General features: G+C 53.4%; 13 protein-coding genes and 2 pseudogenes. 8 read left to right on the top strand and 7 right to left on the bottom strand.

Annotation, left to right across the window (positions count from 1 at the left end; genetic code table 11):
* Positions 1 to 296 precede the first annotated feature (296 nt).
* The 3 genes and pseudogenes from SD71_RS09565 to ptsP all read left to right on the top strand — a co-directional run bounded on the left by SD71_RS09565 (position 297) and on the right by ptsP (position 4,504).
* On the top strand, positions 297 to 725 hold the full coding sequence (locus tag SD71_RS09565; protein WP_041062156.1) for a CoA-binding protein: 429 nt from the start codon (positions 297 to 299) through the stop codon (positions 723 to 725).
* Between the two features lie 139 nt (positions 726 to 864).
* Positions 865 to 2,750 (top strand): annotated as a pseudogene (locus SD71_RS09560) (glucose PTS transporter subunit IIA).
* Complete coding sequence (ptsP, locus tag SD71_RS09555) at positions 2,747 to 4,504, top strand: phosphoenolpyruvate--protein phosphotransferase (RefSeq protein WP_041062155.1); 1,758 nt, start codon at positions 2,747 to 2,749, stop codon at positions 4,502 to 4,504. Before SD71_RS09560 ends, ptsP begins: the two are co-directional and overlap by 4 nt.
* 36 nt (positions 4,505 to 4,540) lie before the next feature.
* Here ptsP and SD71_RS09550 read toward each other — a convergent pair whose 3' ends face one another.
* Positions 4,541 to 5,068 carry a type 1 glutamine amidotransferase domain-containing protein gene (locus tag SD71_RS09550; RefSeq protein ID WP_041062154.1) on the bottom strand — a complete coding sequence of 176 codons (528 nt, stop codon included), beginning with the start codon at positions 5,066 to 5,068 and terminating at the stop codon, positions 4,541 to 4,543.
* A gap of 107 nt (positions 5,069 to 5,175) precedes the next feature.
* Between SD71_RS09550 and SD71_RS09545 the strand changes: the two genes are divergently transcribed.
* From SD71_RS09545 to SD71_RS09525, 5 genes and pseudogenes are all read left to right on the top strand, one after another.
* Positions 5,176 to 5,610, top strand: a complete 435-nt coding sequence (locus tag SD71_RS09545) for a VanZ family protein (RefSeq protein ID WP_052476114.1) — start codon at positions 5,176 to 5,178, stop codon at positions 5,608 to 5,610.
* A 98-nt stretch (positions 5,611 to 5,708) separates the two neighbouring features.
* Positions 5,709 to 6,089, top strand: coding sequence for a hypothetical protein (locus SD71_RS09540; protein ID WP_082034149.1), 381 nt, complete (start codon positions 5,709 to 5,711; stop codon positions 6,087 to 6,089).
* A gap of 99 nt (positions 6,090 to 6,188) precedes the next feature.
* Positions 6,189 to 6,548 carry a bacillithiol system redox-active protein YtxJ gene (gene ytxJ, locus SD71_RS09535; RefSeq protein ID WP_041062151.1) on the top strand — a complete coding sequence of 120 codons (360 nt, stop codon included), beginning with the start codon at positions 6,189 to 6,191 and terminating at the stop codon, positions 6,546 to 6,548.
* 114 nt (positions 6,549 to 6,662) lie between these two features.
* Positions 6,663 to 7,675: pseudogene (gene ccpA, locus SD71_RS09530) on the top strand (catabolite control protein A).
* A gap of 84 nt (positions 7,676 to 7,759) precedes the next feature.
* Positions 7,760 to 8,461 (top strand): 5'-methylthioadenosine/adenosylhomocysteine nucleosidase, encoded by a 702-nt coding sequence (locus SD71_RS09525; protein ID WP_041062150.1) that lies wholly within the window; start codon positions 7,760 to 7,762, stop codon positions 8,459 to 8,461.
* Positions 8,462 to 8,852: 391 nt separating this feature from the next.
* On the opposite strand, the gene SD71_RS09520 is transcribed toward SD71_RS09525, so the two are convergent.
* The 6 genes from SD71_RS09520 to SD71_RS09495 all read right to left on the bottom strand — a co-directional run bounded on the left by SD71_RS09520 (position 8,853) and on the right by SD71_RS09495 (position 15,133).
* Positions 8,853 to 10,112 carry an ABC transporter permease gene (locus SD71_RS09520; RefSeq protein ID WP_041062149.1) on the bottom strand — a complete coding sequence of 420 codons (1,260 nt, stop codon included), beginning with the start codon at positions 10,110 to 10,112 and terminating at the stop codon, positions 8,853 to 8,855.
* Entirely contained in the window at positions 10,105 to 10,854 is a 750-nt protein-coding gene (locus SD71_RS09515; protein WP_041062233.1) for an ABC transporter ATP-binding protein, read from the bottom strand. Before SD71_RS09515 ends, SD71_RS09520 begins: the two co-directional genes overlap by 8 nt.
* A 159-nt stretch (positions 10,855 to 11,013) precedes the next feature.
* Positions 11,014 to 12,210, bottom strand: coding sequence for an S-layer homology domain-containing protein (locus SD71_RS09510; RefSeq protein ID WP_041062148.1), 1,197 nt, complete (start codon positions 12,208 to 12,210; stop codon positions 11,014 to 11,016).
* 163 nt (positions 12,211 to 12,373) lie between these two features.
* Positions 12,374 to 13,771: a DEAD/DEAH box helicase gene (locus SD71_RS09505; protein WP_041062147.1), complete on the bottom strand. Its 1,398-nt coding sequence runs from the start codon at positions 13,769 to 13,771 to the stop codon at positions 12,374 to 12,376.
* 20 nt (positions 13,772 to 13,791) lie between these two features.
* Positions 13,792 to 14,574, bottom strand: coding sequence for an SDR family NAD(P)-dependent oxidoreductase (locus SD71_RS09500; protein WP_041062146.1), 783 nt, complete (start codon positions 14,572 to 14,574; stop codon positions 13,792 to 13,794).
* A 112-nt stretch (positions 14,575 to 14,686) separates the two neighbouring features.
* Entirely contained in the window at positions 14,687 to 15,133 is a 447-nt protein-coding gene (locus tag SD71_RS09495; RefSeq protein WP_041062145.1) for a chemotaxis protein CheX, read from the bottom strand.
* Positions 15,134 to 15,235: the final 102 nt, after the last annotated feature.

The following is a 15,235-nucleotide window of genomic DNA, read 5'->3' as shown; positions in this document are numbered from 1 at the left end:
CGAGCCTGCAAAGCGGCTCAGCCGTCTTACAGGTGAGTGCCACCTGTGAAATCGATCATGCAAAGCGGCTCTGCCGCCTTACAGGTGGTAATATCGAAGTTTGTTCTGATGCAAGACGGTTTTCTCGCCTTACAGGTGGTAATATCGAAGTTTGTTCTCGTGCAAGTCCGATGGCCAGCCTTACAGCTCGCAAGTGTGCAACTTCTTGCTCGTGCAAGTCCGATAGTCAGCCTTACAGCCAGCGCAAGTACGCACTTGTGCTCGTGCAACTCATCAATATAAGGAGAGTGTGTGTTATGGCATTTGAAAATCCGTCCCGTGAGGAAATTAAAGAGATTTTGCAGGAAACGAATACGATTGCAGTCGTCGGATTGTCCGATGATCCGTCGAAAATTTCGCATATGGTATCGGCAGCAATGCAGCAAAAAGGTTACCGCATCATACCGGTAAATCCGAATGCCGATTCCATACTGGGCGAAACGAGTTATCCGTCGCTGAAGGACATACCGGTTCCGATCGACATCGTCAACGTATTCCGGCGCCCCGAGCACACACCTCCTATCGCGGAGGAAGCTGTAGCTGCCGGGGCTAAAGTTCTCTGGCTGCAGCAAGGCATTGCCAACGACGATACCGCAAAAATCGCTTCCGACGGCGGCCTCAAAGTGATTATGGATCGATGCATCAAAGTGGAAGACTCGATCCTGCTGCCGCGCGGCAAACAATAATCCGTCGTCGTACACCTTTAAAGCAATGGCTCGGAGCTCAGCAAATTCCGAGCCATTCGTTTGTAGTTTTAGCGAGCTTTGACAAAACCTTGCCGCTGGGCGTACCATCGAGATAGATAGAGGAGGGGGAAACGGGCTCATGTTCGGAGTCGGCTATCTCCAAAGGCTCGGACGGGCGATGATGCTCCCGATGACGGTGCTGCCCGCCGCCGCAGTGTTTCTCATGTTATCGCGATTGCCCTGGGATGCGCTGGGATGGCCTCAAGTGCCTGAGCTGCTGTCTGCGGCCGGAATGGCGATTTTTCAATTTGTTCCTTATATTTTTGCCGTTGGCATCGCTCTAGGCTTATCGAATCAGACGGCAGCTGCAGGCATGGCTGCTCTGACGGGGATGTTCGTTTTTCATATGGTGACCTTAACCTATGATCCTAATGGCGTGCAGGCTTCCATGTTCGCAGGTGCTGTGATCGGTGTCGTATCCGGCTGGGCGCATGACCGCTTCAAATCTTTCCAGCTGCCGGAGTCGTTGCAATTTTTCGGCGGCTCGCGGTTTGTGCCTCTATTTATGAGCTTTTTTTCCCTATTATTCGCCTGGCTGATGATCGCCGCCGGCGACTGGCTGGAAGGCTGGGCTGGAGCCGCAGGATGGTGGTTTATTCCGCCGGCGGCTTCGGTGTATTTTTATATGGATTTTTACATCGCATTTTAGTAGCTTTCGGCCTTCATCATTTATTGAACCATCTGTTCTGGTTTCAGATCGGAGAGTACAAGACAGACGAAGGGGTTCATTTCTTCGGGGATTTGCCGCGTTTCTTCGCAGGCGATCCTTCAGCAGGCATCTTTATGGCCGGCTTGTATCCGATCATGATGTTTGCTCTTCCCGCGATAGCCTTCGCTATTATTCACGAAGCGCGGGAAGATCTGAAGCCCAAAACCGCCAAACAGTTCAAGGTCGCGGCACTGGGCTCATTCCTTACGGGTGTGACGGAGCCGGTTGAGTTTGCGTTCCTGTTCGTGGCACCGTATCTTTTTATCGTTCATGCCGCCTTGTCCGGGGGCATTATGTGGCTCGTATACGAGCTTGATATCCATCATGGCTTCAGCTTTTCAGCCGGCGCGCTCGAGTATCTCGTCAACATACCGTTATCACACAGAGGCTGGTGGCTTTTGCCTCTTGGCCTCGCGGTGGGTATTGTTTATTACGTCCTGTTCCGCTGGAGTATCCGCCGTTTCCAGCTGACGACGCCGGGGCGTGAAGATGCCGCTCACTTGGACGATTGGGCTGGAGATATCCCCTATCGGGCACCGCTTATTTTGCAGGCTTTGGGCGGAAAAGAAAACATGGTCCGGCTGGACGCGTGCATTACAAGGCTCCGATTAACACTCGCTGAAGACAAAAGAATCGATGCAAAGTCTTTGCGCCACTTAGGCGCTGCAGGCGTCATCCGCTTGGGCGGCGGTCATGTTCAGGTCGTATTCGGCACTTATTCCGAGCTCATCCGGGAAGAGATTCACAAGCTGATGCAGCAGGATGTAAGGCAGGTACATTTTCACGCTCCGGTGCAAGGCCGTATGATTCCATTGGAAGAAGTGGACGACCCGATCTTCGCGCAGCGCTTAGTCGGAAAGGGCGTTGCGTTCGTACCCGACAAAGGCGAGTTGGTCGCACCGGTGAAAGGGAAGATCATTCATATTCATCCTTCACTCCATGCCATCGGCCTGCTTACTCCGGAAGGATTGGAAGTGCTGCTCCACGTCGGAATTAACACCTCCCACCTGGGAGCGACAGCTTTCGTTGCCCTGGCGAAAATGGGAGACGAAGTGTCACCCGGCCAGCCGCTGCTGAAATTCCAGCTTGCGAAACTGCGGCGGGAAGCGAAATCTTTGGCAACACCTATGGTCATTACGAATCCCGAGATCGTCAAATCTTGGCGGTTTGCTCCTTACACAGCGGTTAAAAAGGGGCAGGCAGCAGTCATGTCGGTTGTCGTGCATGAGAGAGAGAAGAAGGGGGCGGAGAAATGATACAAGCTTTGGGTGCTTCAGCAGGAATCGCTATCGGTAAAGCTTTCGTTTTGCCGCAATGGGAATGGGAGCTGCCGGATCAAAAAATCGATGTAGGAGATCTCGCTAAGGAGTTCGATCGCCTTTACGAGGGAGTACGCCGGTCCAAAACGGAAATCAGCCGGATGAAAACGGAGCTCGACGAAGCGGTCGGCCCCGAGGAATCCAGCATTTTCGACGCTCATCTCGCCATATTGGAAGATCCGGTATTCATGAACGAAATTCAAGGCATCATACAGCGGCATTACAAGGTGGCGGAGGTTGCGGTAAAAGAAGCCATCGACCACTTCGTTACGATGTTCGATCTTCTTGATGACGATTATATGAAAGAACGGGCGCTGGATATCAAAGACGTCGGAAATCGCCTGCTCAAGCATTTGCTCGGAGTGCCGGAGATTGAGATGCCGGAAGACAGCCAGCCTTTTGTGCTGGTCGTCAGGGAGCTTTCACCTTCTCAGCTCATCCACCTCAAGCCGGAATTAGTTCTCGGCATCGTCACGATGGTAGGCAGTCCCACATCGCATTCCGCCATTATGGCGCGTGCTTTCGGCATTCCTATGGTGATGGGAGTGGAAGGAAAGCTGGAGCAAGCGATCGCGACCGGAGATTTACTTATCGTCGATGGCGGAGCGGGCCAGCTGATGGTAGAACCCACTCCCGCTATGGTAGCCCGATATTTGGAAGTCCGTATGCATCAGCTCGTCGCAAGAGAAAAGCTGCAATCGCTGGCCGAGGTTCCCGCGATCACCCGTGACGGTATGAACTTGAAGCTGGCGGCGAATATCAGTTCGCTCAAAGAGCTTGAGGCGGCGCTCGAGAACGGCGCTCAAGGCGTGGGGCTTTTTCGTACGGAATTTTTATATATGGATCGCAATCATTTCCCTAGTGAAGAAGAGCAATATGAGGTATACCGGAAAGTGGCGGAGAAGTTACACGGTAAGCCGTTAATTATAAGGACACTGGATATCGGCGGGGACAAACAGCTGGATTACTATGAGATGCCCGCTGAGGAAAATCCTTTTCTCGGGTTTCGGGCGATTCGATTCAGCTTGGAGCGTAAGGATTTGTTCAAAATCCAGCTTCGTGCCATTCTTCGTGCAGCAGTGTACGGAGATGTGAAGATCATGTATCCGCTCATCACTTCGGTGGATGAGATTCGTGAAGCCAATCAAGTATTGGCGGAGGCGGAGCGGGAGTTGAGAGAGGAAGGCCTGCCGTATAAATCCGGCATTCCGACAGGGGTTATGATCGAAGTGCCGGCCGCCGTGGCTATTGCCGATTTATTGGCGGAGGAGGTATCGTTCTTCAGCATCGGCACGAACGATCTGGTCCAATTCACGCTCGCTGTAGACCGGATGAACGAGCAAATCAGCCATCTCTATGAACCCTATCATCCTGCCATTCTTCGAATGCTTCGAACCGTTGCCGCAGCGGCCAAGTCAAAAGGGATCTCCGTCAGCGTGTGCGGGGAGTTAGCGGGAGATATGGCCGCACTGCCGATCTGGCTGGGCCTCGGCATCCAGGAGCTGAGCTTGTCGGCGCAGTCGATCCTGCCGGTAAAGGAGTGTCTGCTCCGCACCAAAGCATCGGACAGCCGGAAGCTGGTGGATGAGCTGTTCCGCTGCTCAACCGCGCAGCAAATCCGGGAGCTGACCGAGAGCTTCCTGGCCGACAGCGCCCGCCCCAAACGCGGAAGAGTCAAGCCGGGTGTATAACCAAATGAAATGCCCTTGCGGTTCCTGACCAAGCTTTTACTTTTTACGGCCAAACAACAAGTCGCAGAAAGCCTTCGCGTAAGGAGGAAGGTCAGGCGGCCGCCTGGCGGATACGATGTTGCCGTCGACGACAACCGCTTCGTCGAGCCATTTGGCGCCAGCGTTCTCCATATCATCACGGATTCCGGGTGTGGAGGTCACGATTCGGCCTTCTAATATCTTGGCAGAGATGAGCACCCAACCGGCATGGCAGATCTGACCGATCGGCTTGCCGGATTCATTCATCCGCCGCACAAAATCAAGCACGCGGGTATCCCGGCGGATCTTGTCCGGCGCCCACCCGCCCGGCACGAGCACACCGTCGAACTTATCCGCATCCAATTCGTCATACGAGATATCCGCAACAGCAGGAACCCCGTATTTGCCGATGTGTTTGCGTCCTTTTTCAGGACCGGCGTAAAGGACTTCCGCTCCTTCCTCGCGTGCGCGATATACAGGATACCATAGCTCCAAATCTTCGAACTCATCGTCTACCAGACATACGACTCTTTTGTCAGCAGCCATATAGCAACCTCCATTCTCTTGTTATGATCGGTTAGAGATTCATTGTAGCAAATCGGCTGCGAGAGTTCACGCTGTACAATTTTTACTTGAGAAGGGGTCAATCTGAATTGCAAAATTCAACTTCACGGAGAACATTCAACTGGAAATGGGTTCGTTTTATTCCCGCCGTCATTTGGATGACCGTCATTTTCATTTCCTCTTCGCGCAGCGGCGGAGAATTGAACAGTTGGCTGCCATGGGTGCAGCAATGGATCCCGGGATTATCCAGCTTTGACCCCATGCATTATGTGTCTTACTTCATTCTGGGACTTGCCGTTGCGTATGGTTTGGGAAGGTTGTCCGGCACATGGCCAGGCGCTTTGCTGACTGTGGCAATATGTACCTTGTACGGAGTGACGGATGAATGGCATCAATCCTATGTCCCGATGCGGACTCCGGATGCTCTCGATTTGCAGCATGATGCGATCGGAGCCGCTGCCGCAAGCCTCATTTTCCTGGTTGTTCTAAAGCATCGCCGTTCCAGAAATTACACTATCTCCTAAAGAAGGAGTTTGCCCGCTCTCTCGCGAATAAATGGGGCAAGCTCTTTTTTCATGGGGAGAGATTCTGCTTGCGTAAACTTTGCTCTTGCGGAGATTCGATGAAACTCGCACTTCGCACCGTCGTTTTTGCCAAAAAAGTCAATATTACGAATGTACCGGTGTACAGTTGTTCCTTATGCGGGCGCAATGATGTATTCCACGGGGTAAAAGAAGACGTAGGCCGTCTTGTCGGTGAGCTCGGAACGCGGCCGGCGCCCAGAAGCATACCTTTCGAAGAGGTGCATGAATGGGCGGGAGTATTGTTCCGCGCGTTGGCGCAGGCCGAATCGCTGCAAGCGTCGGATGTGGCCAAAGCTATGGAAGAACGGACGAACCAGCTGCTGGATCTCTGGCTGATTGCGTCGTCGCTCGGGGACGAGACTTGGAAAATGGAGCTGCAGACCCGATTGTCGCAATTGAGCGCACAGTACATAAGTTGAATCGAAGACGAGGGGAGCGATCCCCTCGTTTTTTTTGCGCCTGATCCTTTTTTCTGCTACCATGAAAATCATGGAGTTCATTTTCAAGGAGGTCGCTAAATGGCGGATATTCAACGTTTGACAACTACGGAGCAATGGGAAGAGGCACTTCGCGGTACTGCGGATAAACCTTTGCTGTTGTTCAAACACAGCACCCAGTGTCCGATCAGCGCCGGAGCGCATGACGAGCTGATGAATTATATTCAGGACAACAAGTCCCCGGCCGTCGATTTCTCTATCGTACGGGTAATTGAAGAACGTCCGGTAAGCAATGCGATTGCCGAGAAGCTGGGGGTTACGCATAAGTCCCCGCAGGCGATTCTGATCAAGGACGGCAAACCTGTGTGGGATACCTCACATTGGGATATCACTTATGACTTCCTGTCGCAAAAGCTGGGAAAGCCTGCTGCAGCGGAATAGTTGATGAGGCAAGGCCGCATTGCTAAACATATGGTTTTATCGTATGATTACCTTAATAATCCATGACCGGACAAGCAGTTGTCGGCAGGTCCATGAACATTGGAGCGAATTATTGTGACGGTAACTATTTATGATGTAGCGCGCGAAGCCGGCGTTTCCATGGCAACGGTGTCCCGCGTCGTGAACAACAACCCGAATGTCAAACCGCAAACACGCAAGAAGGTATATGAAGCGATTGAGCGTCTCGGCTATCGTCCGAATGCGGTGGCGCGCGGCTTGGCAAGCAAGAAAACAACGACTGTCGGAGTCGTCATACCGGATATCGCCAACGCGCTGTATGCAGAAGTCGCCCGCGGCATCGAAGACATCGCCAATATGTATCATTACAACATCATCCTGACGAATTCAGACAAACGCCAAGAAAAAGAGATTCGCGTGATCAACACCCTTTTGGAAAAGCAAGTCGACGGTTTGCTGTTTATGGGCGGCGCGGTGACGGATGAACATATCCAAGCTTTCAAAACATCGAATGTGCCGATCGTGCTTTGTGCGACCAAAGATGAGAACGGCAACATTCCTTCAGTCGATATCGACCATGAAGCGGCCGCTTTTGACGCGGTTAATCAGTTGATCTCGGAAGGCCATGAATCGATTGCCATGATCAGCGGCACTCTCGAAGATCCGGCCAACGGATATGCGCGTTTCCAAGGCTATAAGCGTGCACTCGAGACGGCAGGCTTGCCTTATCGGGAAGAATATGTTCGCATCGGCAATTACAAGTACGAATCCGGAATCGAAGCCATGCAATATTTTCTCGAGCTTCCGACTCGCCCGACCGCGGTATTCTCTGCAACCGATGAGATGGCGATAGGCGCGATTCACTGTATCCAGGACAACGGTTTGAACGTGCCGGAAGACGTTTCGGTGATCAGTGTCGACAACAGCCGGGCGTCATCCATGGTTCGTCCGACCCTGACAACCGTGGCGCAGCGATGTACGACATCGGGGCGGTCTCGATGCGGCTGCTGACGAAGCTCATGAAGAAAGAGAACGTAGACAATGCAACCGTCACGTTACCTCATGAATTGATCAGACGCCGTTCCGTAACCGGCCCGAAAGGCCACTGACACACATCGCCAAATAACGAAAGCCCTGCACGGCAGAAACATTGGCCGCTGCGGGGCCTCTTTTATGAGAAGGGACGAGGATGAATGACATACGGAACGATCGGAATCATCGGGGCAATGGAAGAGGAAATTGAGCTTCTGTTGCAGCATCTGACTGAGGCGCAGACAGAGAGGCATGCGGGAATGACGTATCATAAAGGCCTGTTCCAGGGCCGCAAAGTCGTGATTACCCAATCCGGAGTCGGCAAAGTGAATGCGGCGGTATGTACACAAGTGTTGGTGGATCGATTCGGAGTGGACGCAATTATATTCACCGGAGTGGCCGGAGCCGTCGATCCGAAATTGAATATCGGCGATATCGTCGTTTCGACAAGCAGCTTGCAGCACGATGTGGATGTCACCGCACTCGGCTTTCCGCGAGGGACGATTCCGTATCAGGAAGTGTCGGAGTATCCGTCGGACGAACATCTTCGTAACTTGGCGAAGGAGGCTGCGGACAAGGTTTATCCCGGACGCTGTTTGACTGGGAAAGTATTGTCGGGTGACCAGTTCATCGCCGATCGAGGAGTCGTAAAATCGCTGTACGAAGATTTGGGCGGAGCTTGTACGGAAATGGAAGGCGCCGCCGTCGCGCAAGCATGCTACATGAACGGCATCCCGCATGTGATCATCCGCTCCATGTCGGATAGGGCAGACGGCTCGGCTCATGAGAATTTCGAGGAATTTACAGTAGAAGCGTCCAACCGCTCCTTTGCGATCGTGAAGGAAATGGTTCAGGCGCTGTAAGGCGGCTGATCCGCCTTATAGCTCGCATTGCAGGTGAGTAACTGACGTGTAAAGCGGCTGAGCAGCCTTACAGCACGCATTGCGGGTGAGTAACGGATGCGTAAGGCGGCTGAGCCGCCTTACAAATGGCATTCCTGAGTGAGTAACTGACGTGTAAAGCGGCTGAGCCGCCTTACAGCTCGCAAAAGTTCGGAAGCTGACCGTGTAAAGCGGCTGAGCCGTCTTACAGCTCACCAAAGTGAGGGAAGCTGACCGTGTAAAGCGGCTGAGCCGTCTTACAGCTCACCAAAGTGAGGGAAGCTGACCGCGTAAAGCGGCTGAGCCGCCTTACATCTCCTCGAAGTGATGCAAGCATGTAAGCCGCTCGCAGCGGCTTACTGGCCATTGCGCATCACTCATCCTCATCGTCTGAGTGTTTGGCGATTCTTCTCGGCATGATCCAGCCGCACCATAGTAGTCCGGCGGCCAGAGCAGGCAGCCACAGCTCCGGTTGAAACTCCCGTAATGTGAGCACTGCCGTCAACCACAACAGCACTGCAGCCGTAATTCCAGCAGCACGAGCGACATACGCGGCCGCAGCATAACGGCCTGCCGGCGGAATGGGCAGCGTTTCGGCTGTCTCCACAAATCGCACCCGCCGCAGCTCACTTAGCTGCAATGCCGCAACCGCGAATCCCACCGCATAAACAATGAGATTGGATAACTCGGTATGGGCGACAATCATGACGAACGCGATCACAATGATCCACCGCCCGAAAGCACCGAGCGTTTCACTGCGTATAAAGGTTTTTGCATACAGAAAATGCCACGCACGGCTCTGCTTCCACGGCGCGATATCGCCGAGCCACGCCAGCCAACGGCGTCGGGCAGGCTTGGCCGTTTGGGCCGGTACATCCACGAACCAGCTGAGAAACGACATCCATCTCCGCCGCGCCGCTTGTTCTCCGTGAATGAATATTTCCCAAGGCAGGTAATGCTGCCGCGGCATTCGCCACATGAACCAAAGAAAAGCCATGCATAGCAGCATGAAAGGAACCGCAAGCGTTAACGGCTTAAGTAGTAATGCCGCAGCGATAACAAAAGTCAGCACCCACCGCATGGCTTTCAAGCTGAGCCGCCAGATTCCGGCTGCAGGCCGCCTCTCCCGCCAGCCTGAATAAGCATTGAACGCACCGAGTACTGCGAACAGCAGCGCTAACAGCAGTATGGGATGTGTTCGCGCGGCATTCTCCGTAACGGGAGCCCTCATATAAACAGGGGCAAAAATGGCAAATGCAGCGAGTGTACGAAACACGGCATTTCTGATGGAGCGGGATAATGCCGGACCCACATAAGCATGCAGCAGCCTGTTCTCTAACGGAAGCAAGTAAACCGGATCGGCCGGCTGAAAAAAGGTGCGCAACGGGGCGTATACGGCAGCTACAGACAAAAAAACAATACCGGCAATGTCTGCCGGCCAATTGTGCGGCACATCCTTGAGAAGGTTGAAATACCAGATCACCGCGGTAAAAGCAGCAGCAGACGCCAATAACCCGAATCCGCTTTGCGCGACATACCGAAAATAAGGAACGATTTCCTTCCGGAACGCTGCGGCCCGGCGCAGCCGAAGCGATCGCAAAAAGCGATCCTGCTCCTCATGGCCGTTACGCACGGAACGTTCCTCCTTCCGCGTCAAGCACCAATGATTCGAACGCATCGTCCAAGGTCGACTCAGGACCGCTGAGGCCTGCCTGAGACTTAACTTCCGCGGGCGATCCTTCGGCAATGATCCGTCCCCGGTGGAGTACGACAAGGCGATCTGCCCTGCGCTCCAATGCCGGTAATATATGCGAGCTTAATAAAATCGCGCTGCCGTGCACACTGCGCGCTTCTTCCAACGCCCCAAGCAGCGCGCGTGTAGCAAGCGGATCGAGTCCTAGAAAAGGCTCGTCTATGATCAATAAAGGAGGACGGACAAGCAGCGCGCTCATCAGCATCACTTTCTGTTTCATCCCCTTGGACAGCGTGTCCGGCAAGGCGTTCATCGCTTCGCTCATGCGGAAAATTTGCGCCAGCTCGCCCATTTTGGCGGCTGCGGTCTCCCGATCTATGGCGTAGGCCATAGCGGTCCATTGAAGATGCTCCTTCACCGTCAGGTTGGGAAATAAAGACGGCTGCTCCGGAACGTATGCCGTCGAAGACCGATATAGCACGCGGTTTTCCTCCAACGTGACTCCGGCCACTCTTACCTGCCCGCTCTGCGGGGACATCAAGCCCAATATATGCTTGATCGCGGTGCTTTTGCCTGCGCCGTTCAGCCCGATTAACCCGACCATTTCACCGGGATTGACACGGATCGTAACCTCATGCAGAACCGGCCGCCGCACGCTGTATCCGCCTGTTACCGCCTTCATTTCCAAAGCCGGGACCTGTGAGTTGTTGTGCTGCACGGCCACCTTTCACCCTCCCCATTCAACCTCAATATTCATTATTATAGCGGGCAGGAGCCGGCAGCACAAAAAAAAAACGGCCCGCAGAGTATGAACTCTGCGAACCGCGTTGATACAAGAATTTTATTGTGCCGCTGTGATGGTGATCGTTTTTACTACGTTGTTCGTTCCAGTAACGGTCACGGTTGCATTCGGAGCAAGCACGCCGCCGGCAGGGCTGATGGTTACATTCGGATCGACTTGCAGCACGATGGACTGCGCAGTTCCGCCTGTAACTTCCTTGGTGATGGTAATAGTTGTGATCTTGCCCTCACCGTTTACTGCAAAAGTGCTTACCTTGCCTGTTTCAGTAAAATTGATAACGGCCGGTGCTATTTTGGTCACTTCGATAAATACCGCTTTACCTTCGAAAGTCCGGACAAGCACTTCATCGCCCGGTTGGATTGCAGTCAGCGCGACTTTAACGTCGTTGCGGAAAACAAACACGTTGGAAGCTGCGGTAACGGTAACCGTTGTGTTGTCAGCTTTTTTCACAGTCAAAACGCCATTTGCCGAAGTCTGTACAACGCCTGTAATCGCTTGAGCGCTTTGCTCAGGCAGCTGCTGATCGACACGGTCCAGAATTGCGGCCAGCTCAGCGCGAGTTACCGGGCGGTGCGGCTGGAACGTTTTGTCGTTGTATCCGGTGATCAGGTTTTTCTCAAGAGCCACAGCTACATAGCCTACTGCACCTGCCGGAATTTCACGCGCATCACGGAACTCAAGCTCCGTATCCATTTTGGCTTTCGCTTCGGCATCAAGCTTCATTGCTTTTACAAGAAGAATGGATGCCCAGAGACGGTCAGCTGGTTTGTTAGCTTGGATGGAAGTTTCGGTTTCCGCGAACAGGTCGTTCTCGAGAGCGACTGTGAGGTAACCGACAGCCCAAGCATTTTTCTTCTTGAATTCGTTGAAGTCTTTGAAGTTCAGCTTAGCGTTCATATTTTCCGGCTTCTCGGCTTCAGCCTGCAAACCGAGCAAACGAACAGCGCCTACGATCGCTTCGATGCGGGAAACTTTGTTTTGCGGCTTGAAATCTCCGTCTTCATAACCGTTGAACACACCTTGCGCAGCGAGGCGGATGATGTGGTTGTAAGCCCACTTCATTTCCTTTTCGCTTACGTCTTTGAATTGAAGATTAATTTTAAATTTGGATTTGTGATCGTCATGTCCTTGCTTCGATTTTGCGGAAGCCATAATGCCGGTTGCACTGCCGGCCACCAAGCTGAGAGCCATTGTAGCGATTGCCGTTTTCTTCAAGAAGTTTTGCTTTTGCGTCATTTCTGAATAACACTCCTTTTTCCCTGTTGGGGTAAAGTTCGTCTTGCACACTTATAAGATTCGGGGTTATCGTCAATTTTCGGGGGTCCCAGAACCAAAATAAGCCTTAAGTACCAAAAAAGACCCATCCCGGATGGAGCATCGGGATGAGTCTTATTCCGCTTTACGATTTGTCTGCGGGCGGCGTTTCGCGTTTCTCCTTGAGCCAGCGAGGCGCACCTTTGTTCTTGCGGTCACGCTGCCGGTCCTGTTTCACTTTGGGCGGATTCGCTGCTTTTTTCGCAGGTGCGGCGGAAGGAGCTGCTTTACCTGGCTGCTTACGCTTAATGGAGCGCGCTTGAACAGCCTGCGCGGGGCTACCCGCCGATCCATCGCTTTCAACCGGCGGCTTCTCCTGGCGCACGGGTCGTCTATCCTCCATCTGCTCGGGAGAGACGATGCGGCCTTGATACAATGTTTTAGGAACAATGTTAATGTTAAGCTGCTTTTCCAGCTTGTCGACAATAAATCTTTCCTGGTGAGCGATCAAAGTAATTGAAGTGCCTTCCAGTCCCATCCTTGCCGTACGACCCGCGCGGTGAACGTAGTGATCGGCATCTAACGCAGGCTCGAACTGGATAATGACCGGCATACCGGGTATGTCCAATCCCCTGGCCGCAACATCCGTGGCAATCAATAGAGAAGTGCGGCCTTTACGAAAACGCTGCATAACCTGCCCTCGCTCCCGTCCCGGAGTATCCCCGTAGAGAGCATCGACGGAAAAACCTTCATAGCGCAGCTTCGCCAGCAATTCGCCGATTTTTTCCGTGTCATTGACGAACAGCAGCGCTGACGAAGGCTTCATGTGACGGATAAGCCTGCGGACCAGATCGATCTTCTCCCGGCGGTCGGTAAGGAAATACCAGTGCTGAAGGGTCGATGACAGACCGCTGCCGGCCTGATCACCGGAAACGTCGGCAATCCAGGGATCTTTCAGCCATTTTCTCTCCGCATCCTTCATCGCATCGGAACGCGTCGCGGAAACAAAGACGGTTTGCCGTTCGGGGGAACACTTCCGAAGCATATTTTCCACATCGCTCCGTCCGCCGAGCGAAAAAATACGATCCGTTTCATCCACAACGACATGACTTACCTTATGCAGCGAGAGCTTGCGCGTGGACGCGACCTCCCGTACGCGGCCGGGGGTACCGACCACGAGCGCCGGATGGCTCTTCATGCGCTCCAATTGACGAGCCAAGGAAGCCCCTCCGATCAGCGCGGTAGCTTTAATCCCGAGCGGGGCGCCGTAGGTCTCCGCCTCCCGCATGATCTGCATGGCGAGCTCCTGCGTCGGTGCCAGTACGACAGCTTGCGTCTCCCGCCGGGTGCCGTCGATCTGCTGTAGCAGCGGGAGCAGATAAGCAAGTGTCTTACCTGTACCGGTGGGAGACACCAGCACGCCGTCCTGTCCGGTGAGCAGCGCCGGGACGGCCTGCTTTTGCACGTCCGTCGGCTCCATGATCCCCGATGAGGACAGCTTGTCCGTCAGTTCCTTGTTCAAACCCAAATCCCCGAAACTCATATGTACATCTCCTTAACAAGCTATTTCTTATCCACAATTTTTCCGAACAGTACATCGAACAAGCGGGGGAATAGCAGCGCCAGTCGAGCACCGGCTGCCGCCGTCCAGGGTAAATCCAGCTCGGCTTTACGCCGCTCGATAACATGCAGGATGGCGCCGGCCGCCCGATCTGGAGTCATCACAAACCTGCCGAGATTGCGCAAGTACGTTCCTTCCGGATCCGCCCGCTCAAAAAAAGGAGTATCGATCGGGCCGGGATTTACCGCCGACACCATTACGCCGGAGCTCTTCAGCTCGCGGCGAAGCGCATTCGTAAAACCCAGCACCGCATGCTTGCTCGCAGAGTAAGCGGTCGACTTGGCGGTCGCCATTTTGCCGGCCATGGAGGCAACGTTCACGATATGTCCGACTCCGGCCTGAAGCATGTAAGGGAGAACCGCATGTGTGCAGCGAACCGTTCCCATGTAGTTGACGTCCATCATATCTTGAAATTGAGTGATCGAGGTTTCAGAGAAACGCAAAAATTCACCGAAGCCTGCATTGTTCAACAGAATATCTATTTTACCGTAATGCCGATGAACTTGCGACACGACATCATTTACTTGCGCCGTGTCCCTTACGTCCATCTCATAAACGGGAGAATCCCCTTGAATGGAGGCGGACAGCATCTCCATTTTCCCTTTGGATCTTGCTGTCAGGATGGGGATTGCTCCCCGCTCGGCCAGCAGCCTGGCGGTTACGGCCCCGATCCCGCTCGATGCGCCGGTAATAAGGATAACCTTGTTATACAGCGATACTTTCAAGCATACCCCTCCTGTGAGGATATTAGCGCATTACTTATTAACCCCTATTTGCACCAAAAAAGCCCCTCGCGGGGCTGACCTGATCGAGTTTATTATATGGGGCGGCCGGCTGTCACGCAATGAGCACCTGTATTTCCATTTCCCCGATGCCGTCCATGATGAGCGGAACGGCCAAGGCGCGGCGTGCGGCGAATGACCCGCTGACGATGCGCGGCGGCGTAATATCAACGATAACTCCTTGATTGTAAAGCAGTGTGCTGGCATTGCCGCTGATCATATTACTCAGCTCGGAGATCGCGCTTCTCCCCATGTCATCGATTTCCGTTATGGCGAATCCGCCCATCATGGCGGACACAATTCGAAGCGCTACAGGCTTGCTTAGACTGAAAATGATGTCCCCGGTCATCTGCCCGGTTAACCCGATCTGAATCCACAAATGGTTCTCGGCAAACACGATTTCCTTGATTGAGAGCCGGCCCGTGCTGGGACGGATTCGGCACATCTGCTCGATGACGGTTCGCGCGGACTCTAAAAACGGGTTGATATACTCAGCCTTCATGCGTGTACGTACCCCTTTGAGCAGAAGAAAATGACCGCTGGTCGAATTTGCCTTTCCCTATTATACTGAAAGTAATGGGATAAGTATACAATTTTCGTGGTA

Origin of the sequence: Cohnella kolymensis, from assembly GCF_000829465.1 — a bacterium.
GTDB lineage: Bacteria > Bacillota > Bacilli > Paenibacillales > Paenibacillaceae > Cohnella > Cohnella kolymensis.
Note: the sequence above shows the minus strand (reverse complement) of the source record. Positions and strands in the feature narration are given on the sequence as shown.